This is a genomic window from Amycolatopsis plumensis (assembly GCF_042652605.1).
Taxonomy (GTDB): Bacteria; Actinomycetota; Actinomycetes; order Mycobacteriales; family Pseudonocardiaceae; genus Amycolatopsis; species Amycolatopsis plumensis.
This window is the reverse complement of sequence record NZ_JBHSJY010000001.1, coordinates 4,887,216-4,903,007: the sequence shown is the minus strand read 5'-3', so window position 1 is coordinate 4,903,007 and position 15,792 is coordinate 4,887,216. Positions and strand designations below refer to the sequence as shown.

Below are 15,792 nucleotides of genomic sequence, written 5' to 3'. Positions count from 1 at the left end.
CAACTCAGAGACGTCGCTCGTTCGGCTGATCCCGTGCGAGCAGGGCGCCGGCCACGACCCCGAGGACGAGCGAGCTCCCGAAGACGATCAGCCCGGTGAGGTGGGCGCCTTCGGGTTCGGACCGGGCGATGGCGACCACCACGCCCAGCGCGCCGACCGACCAGCCGACGGCGAACCGGCCGGCCCCGGTCACGCCGGCCACCACCGGCACGGCGACGGTGAGGACGGCAGTGAGCGCGAAGGTGCCGCCAATGCCTGACGCGCCGGCGCTGCTGTCGGCGGCGTACTGGACGACAAGGCCGATCGCCCCGAGCAGGCCGAGCGTCATCGCGGCCCAGCCGACCCGGCCGGGCCGCCGGAACCCGATCTGCCGCCGGACGAGCCAGGCACCCCCGGCTCCGGCCGCGAAGACGGCGAGCAACCCGGCGAAGAGGAACCCGAACGCGGCCCCGAGGTGGTGCCCGTCTTCGACGGTGAGGGAGCGACCGGTCGCGTAGGTCATGACAAGACCCCACAGGGCGGCCACGGCGACTCCGGCGGTCCGGCCGGAGGCGGCGGCCGACGCGGTGTCGAGGACGCCGGAGACGATCGCGACGAGGGCGAGGGGCCAGACGTACCACTCGAGGCCGGGGAGCGCGCCGGCGAGCGTGTGGCTGTAGTCGCTCAGGTTGTACTGGTATTCGAAGGCGAGACTGGCGGCCATCAGGGCACCACCGCCGACGGCGAGGAGCCCGAGGAGGGTGGCGGCGGGATCGCGGGTCGCGGTGGGCCGAGAAGCGGGCGGCGCACTCCCCGCGGCGGTCTGGGCGGCAATGGGGTTCGAGACTTCGGCCGGCACTGCCGGCTCCGGCTCGGCCTTCGCGGATTCGGCAGCGGCCGACCCCGGCTCAGCCACCGTGGCCGGCTCCGGACCCGCCACCCCGGCCGATGCCACACCGACCTCGGCAGCCGACCCCGGCTCAGCCACCGGGTCCGCCACCCCAGCCGATGCCACACCGACCTCGGCAGCCGACCCCGGCTCAGCCACCGCACCCGACTCCGGGCCCGCCACCCCAGCCTCGGCGGCAGCGTCCGGCGCCGCTTCGATCTCCACTGCCGTCTCGCCCGTCGGGCCCGTCACCACCACCTTCCCCTGCCGGGCCTCCGCACCCGACCGCACCGTCACCTCGGCTCCCCCGCCGACCTCCCGGACCTGGATCCACCCCGCCGAAGCCTCGAACCGGCAGGCCCGCGCCACCGGCGGCCCCAGCAACCGGATCCGCCGGCGAACCACGTCCCCCGTGAAGCGCAACGCACCCTCGTCCGCCCGCACCGCCGCGAACGCCATCGCGTCCGAAGCCGCCGCAGCCACGTGCTCGATGTCCGTCGCGGCCATTGCTCGCAGTGCCTCGAACGCCCCCATCGCCACCGGCAGGTTCGCGCTCGACAACCGGCGCCTCAGCTCCGCCACCGCGCCCAGCCTGGTGAACGGGTTCTCCGCCCCGATCGCCGCGGCCAGGTCCGGCGGGATCGCGGACGGCTTGATGCGGCGGCGCCGGCTCTTCGCCAGGTACAGCTCGCCCTGCATCTCGATGTCGCGGCTCGGCGTCTGCTTCGGGTTGCGCTCGCGGACCCGGTCGAACAAGTACTCGTACAGCTCGCCCAGCGCGATCCAGCCGTCCTCGTCGCGGTCCGCTTCGCCCGTGCGCAGGCCCTCCACCAGCGCCGCGGTGAACACCGACGGCTGGGCCGGCCCGTCCGAGGCCAGTGTCGCGCCCTCGAACGCGTACTCGATCGAGTTCGACGCCGTGATCACCGCCCGGCCGCGGCCGCCGCGGAAGCTGTCGAGCACGTTCGCCTCGCCCGACGCCCGGACCGCCACGCCCTGGCTGAACGCCCCGCCGTAGCAGCAGTCCAGCAGCAGGACGATGCTGCGCGAGCGGCTCTGCCGGATGCACTGCTGCACGAACTCCGCGGACACCGCCGTCGACCGCAGGCGGTCCGGCCGCGTGTTGCGGGCGGCGAAGTACAGCCCGCCCGCGTCGTCCTTGAGACCGTGGCAGGAGAAGTGCAGCAGCAGGACGTCGTCGGGCTTGCCCTCGAGACAGAGGTCCTCGATCTCCGCCTGCACCACGTGCGCGGTCTCGTTCCGCACGACGGACACGGCGAAGTCGCTGATCGCCCGGTCGGCGAGCACCCCGGCCAGGGCGTCGGCGTCCGCCGCGGGCGAGCCCAGCCGCTGCAGCCCCGCGTTGTCGTACTCGCCGTTGGCGACGATCAGCGCGCGCCTCCGCCCGGCCATACCGGTAGGAAACGCCCACGGCCGGTACTACGGCAATCAGCCGAACGGGCAGACCTACCCGGCCGCGCCGCCGAAAATCGTTTCCTGCTTCTCCAGGCACACCACCGCGTCGAACGCCGAGGCGACATCGACCGGAACCGCCATGTGCGCGTGCCGGACGCCCGTCGCCGCCGGGTGCGCGACCACGCACGGCGCCCGCGAAGCCAGCACCGCCTCGACGCTGCCTTCCGCCGGATCTTCCAAAGTCTGCTCGAACATCCGGAACCCCAGCGGGAACGCCGGGTCGGGCGCCAGGCCGGTCGTCGTCCCGGAGACAGCGGTCAGGGCCAGCGCGAAGTACTTGTCCCCCAGCTCCGCGGCCAGGTGCGTCCCCGCCGACGGCGCCGTCATGCCCGGCATCGGCGAGAACGGGACGCGCTGGAGGTGTCCGTTGTGGATCATCAGCACGATCTTCTCGCCGGGGAACCGCCGCCGCAGCATCCGCACGGTGGCCGCCATGTAGGTGTCCCGCGACGAACTCTGCGGCTCGGGCGCGCGGCCCGCCATGAGCGCGTCGAGCTCCCGAAGGTACAGATCGACGCGCAGGGCACCTTCCGCGTGGTGCGCCGCTTCGGGCGCCAGCGACTCCACGTGTCCTTTGAGGACGGTCAGCGCCACGGTGGCCGCGTCCCGCGCCGCGACGCTCAGCTCCCCGTACCGGCCCGGCGCGACCGCACTGCTCACCGACGCGTACGGTTCGCAGGCCGCCACCGCGTTGTCCACCACGGACACATTGGCGGGATCCACCCGCGTCAAGACTTCGCGCACCGCCTGCAGCGCCGGCATCGGTGACCCCGCCGAGCTCGGCACGTCCAGCCCGAAGAACCGGACCCCGCGGCCGTGCAGCCAGGTCAGCATCTCGTGCACCTCGGCGGAGTCGCCGAGGCCGAAGGTGAAGCCGTCACGCGCGATGTCGGCGACCTCGCCCGGCCCGCCTTGCAGCCAGGCGTCGACCAGGTGCCCCTCGGGGAAGCCGCCTTCGAACCCGAGGACGGTGAACCCGCACTCGGTGACGAGGTGACGCAGGAGGCGGTCGCGCAGCACGCCGAACTCGCGGATGTGATGGTTGTTCTCGCCGATGGCGACGACTTCGGCGTCGCCGACCAGCTCGGCGATCTCGGCAACGGCGACGGTTCCTGTCATACTGGGCACACTAACGCAACAGGAGTAGCAGTTGGCAACCGAGATTTCCGGGACGAAGCGTCCGGGCGGCCGCACCGAGCGGACCCGTCTCGCCGCACTCGAGGCCACCCTCGAACTGCTCGGCGAACGCGGGTACGCGGAGCTGACCGTCGAGGCGGTCGCCGAACGCTCCGGCGTGCACAAAACCACGCTGTACCGGCGCTGGGAGTCCGCCGAGGGCCTGGTCGCGGCCGCCCTGCTGATGGGCGCCGAGCAGGAGTGGGCGGTGCCGGACACCGGTTCCCTCGAAGGCGACCTGCGCGCGATCAACCTGGAGCTGGTGCGCTACTTCACCACCCCGGGCGAGCGCGAGCTGCCCACGGCGTCGATCTCGGCGGCGTTCCTCTCCCCGCGCGCGGCCGACGCCCTGCGCGAGTTCTACGTCGACCGCCACGCCCGTTCGGCGGCCGCCGTGACCCGGGCGATCGAGCGCGGCGAGGTCCCGCCCGGCACCGATCCCGTGGAGCCGGTGCGCGTGGCCTGCGGGCCGATCTTCTACCGCCTGTTCGTCTCCCGCGAAGGCGTCACCCCGCGGGACGCCGGAGTCGCCGCCGCCGCGGCCGCCGCGGCGGCCAAAGCCGGGGTGTTCACGGCGACGAACGACTGACCACGACGACCGGCACCGGCCCGGTGCCTTCGGCCACCGTGGCCGGGCGGATCAACTCTTCTCCAGGTACTCCGCGCGCTCGACGTCGACGACGTCGGCGACCATCTGCGCCAGGCCGCGGTACTTCGTCAGCTCCGGGTCCTTGCCGACGAGTTCCTGCGCCAACGCCCGCGACGCGGCGATCACGTCCTCGTCGCGCAGCAGCGACAGCAGCTTCAGCGTGGACCGCTTCCCGGACTGCGCGGCGCCCAGGATGTCGCCTTCGCGGCGCAGCTCCAGGTCGAGGCGGGACAGCTCGAAACCGTCCGTCGTGGACTCGACCGCCGCCAGCCGTTCGCGGGTCGCCGTGCCGTCGAGGGCCTCGGTGACCAGCAGGCACAGCCCCGGCACGCTGCCCCGGCCGACGCGGCCACGCAGCTGGTGCAGCTGGCTGACGCCGAACCGGTCGGCGTCCATGATCACCATCGCGGTCGCGTTCGGCACGTTCACGCCGACCTCGATCACCGTCGTGGCCACGAGGACGTCCAGCTGGGCCGCCGAGAACGCCCGCATCACGGCGTCCTTGTCGTCGGGCGGCATCCGGCCGTGCAGCACGCCGATCTTCAGCCCCTGCAGCGGGCCGTGCTCCAGCTCGGGCGCGACTTCGAGGACCGCGAGCGGCGGCCGCTTGTCGCTCTTGTCCGACGGCGGTTCGTCGCCGATCCGCGGGCACACGACATACGCCTGGTGTCCCTTGCCGACCTCTTCGCGCACGCGCTGCCAGATCCGCTCGAACCACGCGGGCTTCTCGGCGACCGGCACGACCGTGGTGGCGATCGGCGACCGCCCGACCGGCATCTCGCGCAGCGCCGAGACCTCCAGGTCGCCGTACACGGTCATGGCGACCGTGCGCGGGATCGGCGTCGCCGTCATGACGAGGACGTGCGGGCTGGTGTCGCCGGCGCCGCGGGTGCGCAGCGCGTCCCGCTGCTCGACGCCGAAGCGGTGCTGCTCGTCGACGACGGCGAGGCCGAGGTCGGCGAACTCGACGTGGTCCTGGATCAGCGCGTGCGTGCCGACGACGATGCCCGCCTCGCCGCTGACGATCTCCAGCAGCGACTTCTTGCGCTCCTTCGCCCCCATCGACCCGGTCAGCAGGGTCACGCGCGTGGCGTTCTCCGCCGCGCCCAGCTCGCCCGCCTGGCCGAGGTCGCCGAGCATTTCCCGCAGCGACCGCGCGTGCTGCGCGGCCAGGACCTCGGTCGGTGCCAGCATGGCGGCCTGCCGCCCGTTGTCGACGACCTGCAGCATCGCCCGCAGCGCGACGACCGTCTTGCCCGAGCCGACCTCGCCCTGCAGCAGCCGGTTCATCGGGTGCTCGGAGGCCAGGTCCGCGGCGATCTCGTCGCCGATCCCCCGCTGCCCGGCGGTGAGGTCGAAGGGCAGCCGCTTGTCGAAGGCGTCGAGCAGGCCGCCGCTGACGTGCGGGTTCGCCTTCGCCGGGCGCGAGATGGCCGAGTGGCGCCGCTGCGCGAAGATCAGCTGGACGGCCATGGCTTCGTCCCACTTGAGCCGCTTCTTCGACGCCTCCAGGTGCGCCCAGTTCTCCGGGCGGTGGATGCCGCGCAGCGCGTTGTCGAGGTCGGCGAGCTTGTGCAGCCTCCGCAGCTCGGCGGGCATCGGGTCGTCGTCGACCTCGAGGACGTCGAGGACCTGGCGCACGCACTTGGCGATCGACCAGGTCGGCATGCCCTGCGCCGCCGGGTAGACCGGGATGATCGCGGCGAGGAAGTCGTCCATCGCCTCCTCGGCGCGGTCGGCCTCGAACAGCTCGTACTCCGGGTTGGTCAGCTGCAGGGTGTCGCGGAAAGCGGACACCTTGCCGGCGAACAGGCCGGTCTTGCCGGGGACGAGCTCCTTCTCCCGCCAGGCCTGGTTGAAGAACGCGCAGGTCAGCCGCCGCTTTCCGTCGGTGATGACCATGTCGAGGATGGTCCCGTTGCGTGCCTTCATCCGCCGCTTGCTCACCTTTTCGATGCGCGCCAGCACGGTGGCGTGCTCGCCCAGCTCGAGGCCGTGGATGTCGGTGAGCTCGCCGCGCTCGGCGTAGCGGCGCGGGTAGTGGCGCAGCAGGTCGCTGACCGTCTCGATGCCCAGCGACGTGGCGAGCGCCTTCGCCGTCTTGGCGCCCAGCAGCAACGGCAGCTTGTCGCGCAGTCCGGCCATCGGCTATTCGACTCCCATCAGCAGCACGGCGCCGGTCTGGCCGCTGGCGTAGCTGGTCAGTTCCACCTCCGGGTGCTCGACCCGCAGCTGCTCTTCGAGCTCCTCGGCGATCCCCGGCGGGGCCGCCGCCCCGCTGAGCACCGTCACCAGTTCGCCGCCGAGCGCCAGCATCCGGTTCAGCACCTTCATCGCGGCCGCGACCAGGTTCGTCTCGGACGCGGGCGCGGGCTCGATCAGCACCACCTCGTCGTCGACCAGGCCGACCACGTCGCCGGACTGGGCCCGGCCCACCCAGGTTAGCGACTCCTCCCGGGCGATCCGCAGTTCGCCACGCCTGGTCGCGGCGGCCGCTTCGGCCATCGCGACGACGTCGTCGTTGGTGCGGCGCCCGGCGTCGTGCACGGCGAGGGCGGCCAGCACCTGCACCGGCGACGCGCACGGGATGACCACGACGTCCCGGTCGGCGGCCATCGCGTGCCCGGCCGCGGCGTCGGCCGCGGCGGTGAGCGCGACACTGCCGGGCAGCACGGTCACCTGCTGCCCGGCGGCCTCGTTGAGCAGGCCGATCATGTCCTCGACGCTCGGCGTCCCGCCCTCGGGCACGGCCAGCACCGGAATGCTTTCGGCACGCAGCAGCTCGGCCAGGGCCCCGCCGTGGACGACGGCGACGACCGTGCGGTCGATCCCGCCGCCCGGCTCGATCGGCGTCGGCGTGAGCAGGGGTTCGACGCGGATCTTGCGCGGGCGGCCCAGCGCCAGCCCGGCCTCGATGGCGGCGCCGATGTCGGCGCAGTGGACGTGCACGGCGTGGCTGCCCGAACCGTCGCCGGCCACCGTGACGCTGTCGCCGAGGCCGCTCAGCTCCTTGCGCAGGGTCGGCAGGCTCGCCTCGTCGACGCCGTCGAGGAGGTACATGACCTCCCACGCGTAGGCCTCGGCGTGCGCGGGGGCCTCGAGGGCGTGGTCGTGCTCGACGGGGGCCCCGGTGAGCACGCCGACGAGAGCGTCGAGCACGGCGACGAGGCCGCGCGCTCCGGCGTCGACGACTCCGGCCCTGGCCAGCGCGGGCAGCTGCTCGGGCGTCTTCTCGAGGGCGTGCGCGGCCTCTTTCGCGGCTTTCGCGGCGATTTCGGGCAGCGGGCTCGTGTCGCCGCGGACGGCGAGGGCGACGGCGTGCAGGACGGTGAGGATGGTCCCGGCGACCGGGCGGCTGACGGCCCCGGTGGCGACCTCGTCGGCGTGCCCCAGCGCGTCCGCCAGCCACGCGCCGTCCAGCTCGCCTTCGGCGCGGTCGGCGAGCCCGCGCACGACCTGGGAGAGGATCACGCCCGAGTTCCCCTTGGCGGAGGCGACCGCGCCGCGCGCGAGGATCTTCAGCGCGTCGGCCGCTGTTTCCGGGGTCGCTTCGGAGAGTTCCCGGGCCGCGCCGGTCATCGTGAAAAGCATGTTGGAGCCGGTGTCTGAGTCCGCCACGGGGTAGACGTTGATCTCGTCGATGGCCGGCCGCAGGCTCGCCAGGCTGCGCACACAACCCGCAGCCCAGGCCGACACCGCCGCCGTGTCCAGCACCCGCACCCCGTAACCTCCTACCCGGTTCCCGGGCAGCGTATCGACCCGGTGCCGGGGGGCCGGAACGCAGTAGTTACTATGGTCGAGTTGCCCAGTGCATCTGGGCTCATTTCTATGACCCAGATCCAAAGGAGTTCGACGTGGCTGCCGTGTGCGACGTCTGTGGCAAGGGACCGGGCTTCGGCAAGGCGGTCTCGCACTCCCACCGCCGTACCAACCGCCGGTGGAACCCGAACATCCAGACCGTCCACGCCAAGGTGGGTGTGTCCCAGCGCAAGCGCCTGAACGTGTGCACCTCCTGCATCAAGGCGGGCAAGGTCGTTCGAGGCTGACGCTGAAGCGAAGTTTGGGATGGCGGGTGCTTCTCGGAGCACCCGCCATTTTCATGCCCGGCGCCGGACGCAGTGAATGACTCATTCCTGGCGTCGGACGCCAGGAATGAGTCATTCACTGCAAGTGCCGGGGCTACTTCAGGAAGCCGGTCAGCAGCTCCTTGAGTGTCTCCGGGTACTGGAGGACGCCGTGGTCCTGGCCCTCCAGGGTCTCGTGACGGGCCCCCGGCACTGCCGCGGCCGCCGCGCGGGCGCCAGCCTGGAGGGCGTCGTCGCTCGCGCCGCCGCCGATCACCAGGGTCGGCACCTGGATGCGGGCCAGGTTCTGCGAAGGGCGGGCGTCCGGGCCGCAGATCGTCAGGTCGTACGGCAGCGTGTGCGCCAGCGCCGTGAACCAGCCCCACACCGGAGCCTGCTTCATCCCCTCGATCATCTCCGCCGGGGTGCCCGCCACCTGCAGGAACGTCGCCACCGCACCATCCCGGTCCCCCGCCGCCAGCCGGGCGCGCACCTCGTCGACGACGTCGGCCCGCGGGTGCTCGTCGGTCGCGTACGGCGGCTCGTACGCCACCACGCGATCGATCCCGATGCCCGCCGCGGCTGCCTCGAGGGCCAGGACCGCGCCCGAGGAGTGCCCGAACACCGACGCCGTCCCACCCATGTGGGCGATCAGCGCCGCCAGGTCCTCGATCTCGCGCTCGACGGCATACGAAGAAGCGTCACCGGAGTCACCGCGGCCCCGGCGGTCGTAGTTGACCACCGTGAAGTCGCCGGCCAGGACCTCCGCCAGGCCCACCGTGGTCGTGCGGTCGTTGAACGCGCCGCCGATCAGGATCACCGGCGGGCCGTCGCCGCGCTGCTCGAAGAAGATGGTCGTGCCGTCGGCCGAGGTGACGTTCATGGTTTCCTCCGGAAAGGGTGCGTTTCCCCTTGGTCGGAGCCGTCACGCGGATCCGGACACCGAACCTACGGCAGTTTCCAGTCCACCGGCGCCGCACCTTGGGACTCCAGGAGCTGGTTGGCCCGGCTGAACGGGCGCGAGCCGAAGAAGCCGTTGTGCGCCGAGAGCGGGCTCGGGTGCGCGGACTCGATGCACGGGACGTCCCCCAGCATCGGCCGCAGGTTGCGGGCGTTGCGGCCCCACAGGATCGCCACCATCGGCTCGGAGCGGGCCGCGAGGGCCTTGATCGCCTGCTCGGTGACCGCTTCCCAGCCCTTGCCCTGGTGCGAGTTCGACTTCCCCGGCTGCACGGTCAGCGACCGGTTGAGCAGCAGCACGCCCTGCTCGGCCCACGGCGTCAGGTCGCCGTTGGACGGCAGCGGGTGGCCGAGGTCGTCGCAGTACTCCTTGTAGATGTTGATCAGGCTCTTCGGGATCGGCCGGACGTCCGGCGCCACCGAGAAGCTCAGGCCCACCGCGTGCCCCGGCGTCGGGTACGGGTCCTGGCCGACGATCAGCACGCGCACGTCGTGGAACGGCTGCTTGAACGCCCGCAGCACGTGCTCCCCCGCCGGCAGGTAGGTCCGGCCCGCGGCGATCTCCGCGCGGAGGAACTCCCCCATCGCGGCGACCTGCGGCGCCACCGGTTCGAGGGCTTTCGCCCAGCCTGCCTCGACGATGTCCTGCAGCGGTCGTGCGGTCACGGCGCGCAAGCCTACCGGGCGTGGCCGGCGTCACCCGAGCGGGTCGAGCCGCCTCAGCTCCGCCTTGAACCGGCGGCCGCGCTCGACGTAGGACTCCACCACCATCGCGATGTTCTCCGGCCCGAACGACTTGTTCTCCCGCACCCTCGCCGGGACGCCGAGGGCGATTTCCCCGGTCTTGACGTGGAAGCCGTACGAGAGCACCGCGCCCGCGCCGACCATGCCGCCGTCCTCGATCACGGAGCCGTTGAGCACCACCGAGCCGGACGCGATCAGGCAGCCGGTACCGATCGTCGCGCCTTCGACGTGCACCGCGTGCCCGATCGCCGACGACGGTCCGAGGATCGTCGGGTGCCGCCCGGTGCAGTGCAGGACGCAGCCGTCCTGGACGTTCGAGCGCTCGCCGATCTCGATGTACCCGTGGTCGCCGCGCAGGACGGTCTGCGGCCACACCGACGCGTGCGCGCCGATCCGGACGTCGCCGATGACCGTCGCGTCCGGGTGGACGTAGGCGTCGGGGTGGATCGTCGGCTCGAGCGAACCGAGTGCGTAGATCGGCATGCCGCCTCCGGGTGACCGCGGTTTCACTTCCCGTGCGATTGGATCACGGCATCGCCGCTCAGCCACAGACCCGTCCGGGAAGCACGGCACTCGTGCTCCTCCTCGTCGTGCTGACCTGGCTGCTCAGCCTGCCGGTCGCCGCGCCCGCGCTCGCGAACGGCCTGGCCGGCACCCCGCCGATGGGCTGGAACAGCTGGAACCAGGTCCGCTGCTACGACCTCACCGAAGACGTCGTGCGCAACGCCGCCGACGCGCTCGCCGACACCGGCCTGCGTGACGCGGGTTACCAGTACGTCGTCGTCGACGACTGCTGGCAGGCACCCACGCGGGCCGCCGACGGGTCGCTGCAGGCGGACCCGAAGCGGTTCCCGCACGGCATCACCGACCTCGCCGACTACGTGCACTCGCGGGGTCTGCTGTTCGGCATCTACGCCGTGCCCGGCAGCCGGACCTGCGCCATGGCGAACGACGCCTACCCGGCCTCGGGCATCGGCTCGCTGGGCCACGAGCGCCAGGACGCCGAGACGTTCGACCGCTGGGGCGTCGACTACCTCAAGTACGACTGGTGCAACGCCGACACCGTCGACGGCCTCGACCGGAAGACCGCGTTCGAGAAGATGCGCGACGAACTGGCCGCGCTGCCCCGCCCGATCGCCTACGCGATCTCCGAGTACGGCGTCTCGAGCCCCTGGACCTGGGCCCGGCCGGTGGCGAACCTGTGGCGCACCACCTACGACCTGGTCCCGACCTGGGAGTCGGTGCTCGAGACGATCGACCGGCAGGCCGGCGTCGCCGTCCACAGCGGCGCCCCGGGCGGCTGGAACGACCCGGACATGCTGCAGGTCGGCAACGGGACGCTGACCGCCGACGAGTCGCGGGCGCACTTCAGCGTCTGGGCCGTGCTGAACGCGCCGCTGTTCGCCGGCACCGACCCGGCGAAGCTGAGCGGCACCGACCTCGCGACGCTGGGCAACGCCGAGGCGATCGCCGTCGACCAGGACTTCGCGGGCAGCCAGGGGCGGCAGCTCGACGCGGGCCCCGGCTACCAGGTGTGGGGAAAGCCGTTGAGCGACGGCGGTTTCGCGGTGGTGCTGCTGAACACCGGCAGCACCACCGCGACCGTCTCCGCGTCGATCCCGGGTTCGTGGAACGTCCGCGACCTGTGGGCCCATCGGGAGGTCGGGACCGCCGTGTCGGCGACCCTGCGGCCCCACGCGGCGGTCCTGCTGAAGCTCACGCCGAGGTGAGGTCCTTGCCGAAGCAGCGGCTTTCCGGCTCGTTCTTGTAGACGCCGAACTTCGGGATCTCGACGTACCCCGACGACGTGTAGAGCGCGATCGCTTCCGGCTGCTTGGTGCCGGTTTCCAGGACCGCGCGCTTGCGGCCGCACAGCGCCGCCGTGCGCTCCAGCTCGAACAGGATCATCCGCGCGAACCCGCGGCCGCGCGCGGAATCGGCGACGTACATGCGCTTGAACTCGGCGTCGCCGTCCTGGAAGTCCGGCGCGGGGCCGTCGTGGGCGCGCCAGGCCCCGCAGGCGACCGCTTCGTCGCCCTGGTAGCCGACGAGGAACAGGCCCTCCGGCGGATCGAAGTCCGCGGGGCTCATCGGGGTGGCGTCCTCGCTGCCGTAGCGCTCGACGTAGACCTGCTGCACCGCGGCCATGAGCTGGGCCGCGTCGGGGTGGTCGTAGGGGACTGGAACGATTCTCACGCTTCCGGAGCCTAGATCAGCGCCAGTGCGTCCATCCGCCTTCTCGCGAAAACGGTTTCCCGTCGACGGTGATCCCGGAGCCGGCCATGGTGACCACGCCGATGGTGCGCCAGCCGTCCGGGAGCTCGGCGAACGGCGGAAAGGTCGCGGCCAGTGCGTGGTCCTCGCCGCCGGTGAGCACCCAGTCCAGGGGGTCCGCGCCGAGGGCGGCGCCGACCTCGGTGAGCCGGGCGGGGATGTCGAGGTCGGCGGTGCGGACGTCGATGCCCACGCCGGAGGCCTCGCCGATGTGGCCCAGGTCGGCGAGCAGGCCGTCGGAGACGTCGATCATCGCCGTGGCCCCGGCGAGCGCGGCCCGCGGCCCGGCTTCGTAGGGCGGTTCCGGGCAGCGCTGGGCGTTGACGACACCCACCGGCGACCGGAAGCCGCGGCCGAGCACGGCCAGGCCGGCCGCGGCCCAGCCGAGCCGCCCGTTCACCGCGAGGACGTCACCGGGCCGGGCGCCCGAGCGCGTCACCGGCTCGCGGTCGCCGAGGTCGCCCAGCGCCGTGACGCTGATCACGAGCTGGTCGGCGCGGACCATGTCGCCGCCGGAGACGCCGACCCCGGCGCGTTCGGCTTCGGCCCACATGCCGTCGGTGAGCCCCTTCACCACCTCGCTCGGGGTGTCGGGCGGGCAGGCGAGTCCGACCAGGACGGTCGTCGGGGTGGCGCCCATGGCCGCGATGTCGGCCAGGTTGACCGCGACGGCCTTGCGCCCGACGTGCTCAGGCGAGGACCAGTCGAGCCGGAAGTGGACACCCTGGACGAGCACGTCGGTGCTGGCGACCACGCGGCCGTCCGGGGCGGCGACAACGGCGGCGTCGTCGCCCGGGCCGAGCAGCGTGCCCGGGGGCTGGCGCCGTCCTTCGGTGACGGCGCGGATGAGCGCGAACTCCCCGGTCTCGGCGACCGTTCCGTTGTTCGGTGACACCGGTCACCTCTGCTTTCTCTACCGGGACAAAGATCGATCACCGATAGTCGGATGCCCTATGTTTTTCCGTGAGCTGGCGATACGTTGCTGAAGACGTTCCTACCTTGAGCCTCCGATCCCGACGAAAGGGCGCGCCGTGGTCCACGCATACATCCTCATCCAGACCGAGGTCGGCAAGGCGGCCGCGGTGGCTGCCGAGATCTCCAGCATCCCGGGTGTGACCAGCTCGGAGGATGTCACCGGACCGTACGACGTGATCGTCCGCGCGGCCGCCGACAACGTGGACCAGCTGGGTCAGCTCGTGGTCGCGAAGGTGCAGAACGTGGAGGGCATCACGCGGACGCTGACCTGCCCGGTGGTCCACCTCTGAGCAATGGTGTAGTGGTCCGGTGCCTGACTCCGACACCGGTGCGCCACCCCGGGTGGTCCTCGTCACCGCGGCCGCGCTCGCCGTGGCGCTGGCGGTCGCCGTCGCCGTCTTCGCGCTGACCCGGCCGTCCCCCGCGGACTCCGCGGGCCCGCTGCCGCTGGTCGCCGTGCCGGCGCCGGCCGCGGGGTCGCCGGGCTGCACGACGCTGCTGGGCGCGGTGCCGACCGAGCTGACCTCGAACGGGACTTCTTTGAAGGTGCGTTCCCTGGCCGCGCCGGCGCCGCCCGCGACGGTGGCCTGGGGTGCCGGTGATCCCGTGGTGTTGCGCTGCGGCCTCGACCGGCCCCCGGAGCTGACGCCGACGGCGCAGCTGCGGCTGGTGGACAAGGTGCAGTGGCTGCAGGTGCCGGGCGAGGGCGCGTCGACGTGGTACGTGGTGGACCGGGAGGTCTACGCGGCGCTGACGGTGCCGGACAGCGCCGGGACCGGGCCGCTGCAGGCCGTTTCGGACGCGGTGGCCGCGAAGCTGGCTCCGCAGCCGCTGCGGTTCGGCTAACGCAGTCCTGTTCCGCGGGCGATGGCCGTCTCGACGAGGGTGGTCAGCAGCGTGGCGTAGTCCATGCCGGTGACCTCCCACATCTTCGGGTAGGCGGACTTCGTCGTGAAGCCCGGCATGGTGTTGACCTCGTTGATGATCAGCTCGTGGTCTTCGGTGACGAAGAAGTCGACGCGGGCCAGCCCCTGGCAGTCCAGCGCCCGGAACGCTTCGACGGCCATCGCGCGGAGCTTCTCGGTGAGGGCGTCGTCGAGCTTGGCTGGGATGTCGAGTTCGGCGTCGTCGCCGAGGTACTTGGTTTCGAAGTCGTACCAGGCGTTCTCGTCTTCGGAGAGCACGCGGATCTCGGCGGGCAGCGAGGCTTCGACGCGGCCGTCGGGGAACTCGAGGACCCCGCATTCGACCTCCCGCCCGACGACGGCGGCCTCGACGAGGACCTTGGGATCGGTGGCGCGCGCGAGTTCGATGGCGGCGTCCAGCTCGTCCCAGGCGGCGACGCGCGAGATGCCGACGGAGCTGCCCGCCCGCGACGGCTTGACGAAGACGGGGAGGCCGAGGGTCTCCTTGGTTCGCTCGTCCAAAGTGGACTGTCCCCGCTTGAGCGCGGAGTAGGTCCCGACCGGAAGCCCCTCGGCGGCGAGGAGTTTCTTGGCGGTTTCCTTGTCCATGGCGGCGGCGCTGGCGAGCACGCCGGGCCCGACGTAGGGGATGCCGGCGAGTTCGAGCAGGCCCTGGATGGTGCCGTCTTCGCCGAAGGCCCCGTGCAGGACGGGGAAGACGACGTCGACCCGCGACAGCATCTCGCTTTCCCGCCCCGGTTCCGCGGCGACGAGGCCTTGACTGGACGGGTCCCCGGCGAGGACGAGGCCCTTGCCGTCGTCGACGGAGGGCAGTTCCCGGCCGCGGATGGCGAGCTGGGCGGAGTCGCCGGTGCCGAGCACCCACCGGCCTTCCCGGGTGATCCCGACCGGGACGGCCTCGAAGCGTTCGGGGTCGAGGTGGCCGAGGACGCTGCCGGCGGAAAGGCACGAGATGGTGTGCTCGCTGCTGCGCCCACCGAACACGACGGCCACCCGGATCTTCTCGCTCATGGTGAGCCACCGTACCCGGTGACCTCGCGGAACAGCCCAGCCCGGTACGGCGGGCGGACGGTGGGGAGCGGTGAACGCAACCGGTGACGGGGTTGGCACGTCTGGTGAGTCGAGGGGTTTTCGTGGGTTGTGGGGCTGGCGGGTTCTGGGGTTTGGTGGCTGGTTCGCTGAGGCAGGTCTGCCCGGCTGCGGTGGGCCCGGCGGGCCGGGTCTGCCCGGCCGAGCCGGCTGCGGTGAGTCCGCCGGGCTGAGTCCGCCGAAGCCACGTCCCGCACAGCCAAGCCCTCCGGGCTCGGCGTCGCTCGGCCGAGCCCACCGCGCGACGCCAAGCGAATTCGGCGGACCGGATGCGCCAAGCCCAGTCGCTTGATCACGTCCGACGGGCGGAACCCGCCGAGAAGCCCACCATCCCCCGCCCTCCAGGCAGGGCTTCGGCAAAGAGACAGCGCTGGTCGACCCACCACCCCGAAGCCCGATTGTCACTACGGACGGTGGTACCGCGTCAAGGCGGGAAAGCGTGCCTTGACCCGGCACCACCGTCCGCGAGCAGGCTTCGGATCGGGGTGGCGGGGGAGGTCTGGGCGGGGTGCCAGTCATGCCCTCAGCGTCCCGTTCACGGCGATGGGGCGCCTGAGGCGCTGCGACCCGGAACCCGAGACAGCACCCGCC

The 15,792-nt window shown here is 72.2% G+C and carries 15 protein-coding genes; 5 read left to right on the top strand and 10 right to left on the bottom strand.

The genetic code is table 11. From position 1 onward, the window contains the following. Positions 1-4: 4 nt before the first annotated feature. Entirely contained in the window at positions 5-2,281 is a 2,277-nt protein-coding gene (locus ACFPLC_RS23740; protein WP_378200890.1) for a caspase family protein, read from the bottom strand. A gap of 54 nt (positions 2,282-2,335) precedes the next feature. Continuing rightward, positions 2,336-3,463, bottom strand: a complete 1,128-nt coding sequence (locus tag ACFPLC_RS23735) for an erythromycin esterase family protein (RefSeq protein WP_378200893.1) — start codon at positions 3,461-3,463, stop codon at positions 2,336-2,338. A 31-nt stretch (positions 3,464-3,494) separates the two neighbouring features. Here ACFPLC_RS23735 and ACFPLC_RS23730 point away from each other — a divergent pair, with 31 nt between their 5' ends. After that, complete coding sequence (locus ACFPLC_RS23730) at positions 3,495-4,109, top strand: TetR/AcrR family transcriptional regulator (RefSeq protein ID WP_378235923.1); 615 nt, start codon at positions 3,495-3,497, stop codon at positions 4,107-4,109. Between the two features lie 51 nt (positions 4,110-4,160). Here ACFPLC_RS23730 and recG read toward each other — a convergent pair whose 3' ends face one another. Together recG and ACFPLC_RS23720 are read right to left on the bottom strand one after the other, a co-directional pair. Then, positions 4,161-6,314 (bottom strand): ATP-dependent DNA helicase RecG, encoded by a 2,154-nt coding sequence (gene recG, locus ACFPLC_RS23725; protein WP_378200898.1) that lies wholly within the window; start codon positions 6,312-6,314, stop codon positions 4,161-4,163. Positions 6,315-6,317: 3 nt separating this feature from the next. After that, positions 6,318-7,889, bottom strand: a complete 1,572-nt coding sequence (locus ACFPLC_RS23720; protein WP_378200901.1) for a DAK2 domain-containing protein — start codon at positions 7,887-7,889, stop codon at positions 6,318-6,320. Between the two features lie 134 nt (positions 7,890-8,023). On the opposite strand from ACFPLC_RS23720, the gene rpmB reads away from it, so the two are divergent. Then, the gene (gene rpmB / locus ACFPLC_RS23715; protein ID WP_176172341.1) at positions 8,024-8,215 is read left to right on the top strand and encodes a 50S ribosomal protein L28; all 192 of its coding nucleotides are present in this window, start codon (positions 8,024-8,026) and stop codon (positions 8,213-8,215) included. 133 nt (positions 8,216-8,348) lie between these two features. Here rpmB and ACFPLC_RS23710 read toward each other — a convergent pair whose 3' ends face one another. From ACFPLC_RS23710 to ACFPLC_RS23700, 3 genes are all read right to left on the bottom strand, one after another. Continuing rightward, a complete protein-coding gene (locus ACFPLC_RS23710) occupies positions 8,349-9,116 on the bottom strand; it encodes an alpha/beta fold hydrolase (protein ID WP_378200906.1) in 768 nt (255 codons plus the stop codon). A gap of 65 nt (positions 9,117-9,181) precedes the next feature. Continuing rightward, positions 9,182-9,859 (bottom strand): uracil-DNA glycosylase, encoded by a 678-nt coding sequence (locus ACFPLC_RS23705; RefSeq protein ID WP_378200909.1) that lies wholly within the window; start codon positions 9,857-9,859, stop codon positions 9,182-9,184. Between the two features lie 30 nt (positions 9,860-9,889). Beyond that, the gene (locus ACFPLC_RS23700; RefSeq protein ID WP_378200912.1) at positions 9,890-10,420 is read right to left on the bottom strand and encodes a gamma carbonic anhydrase family protein; all 531 of its coding nucleotides are present in this window, start codon (positions 10,418-10,420) and stop codon (positions 9,890-9,892) included. 92 nt (positions 10,421-10,512) lie between these two features. On the opposite strand from ACFPLC_RS23700, the gene ACFPLC_RS23695 reads away from it, so the two are divergent. Next, a complete protein-coding gene (locus tag ACFPLC_RS23695; RefSeq protein ID WP_378200915.1) occupies positions 10,513-11,667 on the top strand; it encodes a glycoside hydrolase family 27 protein in 1,155 nt (384 codons plus the stop codon). On the opposite strand, the gene ACFPLC_RS23690 is transcribed toward ACFPLC_RS23695, so the two are convergent. Together ACFPLC_RS23690 and ACFPLC_RS23685 are read right to left on the bottom strand one after the other, a co-directional pair. Next, complete coding sequence (locus ACFPLC_RS23690) at positions 11,654-12,133, bottom strand: GNAT family N-acetyltransferase (RefSeq protein ID WP_191313774.1); 480 nt, start codon at positions 12,131-12,133, stop codon at positions 11,654-11,656. The genes ACFPLC_RS23695 and ACFPLC_RS23690 overlap by 14 nt on opposite strands. A gap of 16 nt (positions 12,134-12,149) precedes the next feature. Further along, positions 12,150-13,106, bottom strand: a complete 957-nt coding sequence (locus tag ACFPLC_RS23685) for a thiamine-phosphate kinase (RefSeq protein ID WP_378200919.1) — start codon at positions 13,104-13,106, stop codon at positions 12,150-12,152. A gap of 136 nt (positions 13,107-13,242) precedes the next feature. Between ACFPLC_RS23685 and ACFPLC_RS23680 the strand changes: the two genes are divergently transcribed. Both ACFPLC_RS23680 and ACFPLC_RS23675 read left to right on the top strand, forming a co-directional pair. Next, entirely contained in the window at positions 13,243-13,476 is a 234-nt protein-coding gene (locus ACFPLC_RS23680; protein ID WP_003091994.1) for an Lrp/AsnC family transcriptional regulator, read from the top strand. Positions 13,477-13,495: 19 nt separating this feature from the next. Further along, positions 13,496-14,032: a DUF3515 domain-containing protein gene (locus ACFPLC_RS23675; RefSeq protein ID WP_378200922.1), complete on the top strand. Its 537-nt coding sequence runs from the start codon at positions 13,496-13,498 to the stop codon at positions 14,030-14,032. Here the strand turns inward: ACFPLC_RS23675 and ACFPLC_RS23670 are convergent. Beyond that, positions 14,029-15,123, bottom strand: a complete 1,095-nt coding sequence (locus tag ACFPLC_RS23670; RefSeq protein WP_378200925.1) for a D-alanine--D-alanine ligase family protein — start codon at positions 15,121-15,123, stop codon at positions 14,029-14,031. The two genes, ACFPLC_RS23675 and ACFPLC_RS23670, sit on opposite strands and share 4 nt — an antisense overlap. Between the last annotated feature and the right edge of the window lie 669 nt (positions 15,124-15,792).

What these genes read in the sequence shown, in the direction of transcription:
- ACFPLC_RS23740 (WP_378200890.1), bottom strand. Translation starts at nt 2,281, where the DNA reads ATGGCCGGGCGGAGGCGCGCGCTGATCGTCGCCAACGGCGAGTACGAC.
- ACFPLC_RS23735 (WP_378200893.1), bottom strand. Translation starts at nt 3,463, where the DNA reads ATGACAGGAACCGTCGCCGTTGCCGAGATCGCCGAGCTGGTCGGCGAC.
- recG (WP_378200898.1), bottom strand. Translation starts at nt 6,314, where the DNA reads ATGGCCGGACTGCGCGACAAGCTGCCGTTGCTGCTGGGCGCCAAGACG.
- ACFPLC_RS23710 (WP_378200906.1), bottom strand. Translation starts at nt 9,116, where the DNA reads ATGAACGTCACCTCGGCCGACGGCACGACCATCTTCTTCGAGCAGCGC.
- ACFPLC_RS23700 (WP_378200912.1), bottom strand. Translation starts at nt 10,420, where the DNA reads ATGCCGATCTACGCACTCGGTTCGCTCGAGCCGACGATCCACCCCGAC.
- ACFPLC_RS23670 (WP_378200925.1), bottom strand. Translation starts at nt 15,123, where the DNA reads ATGAGCGAGAAGATCCGGGTGGCCGTCGTGTTCGGTGGGCGCAGCAGC.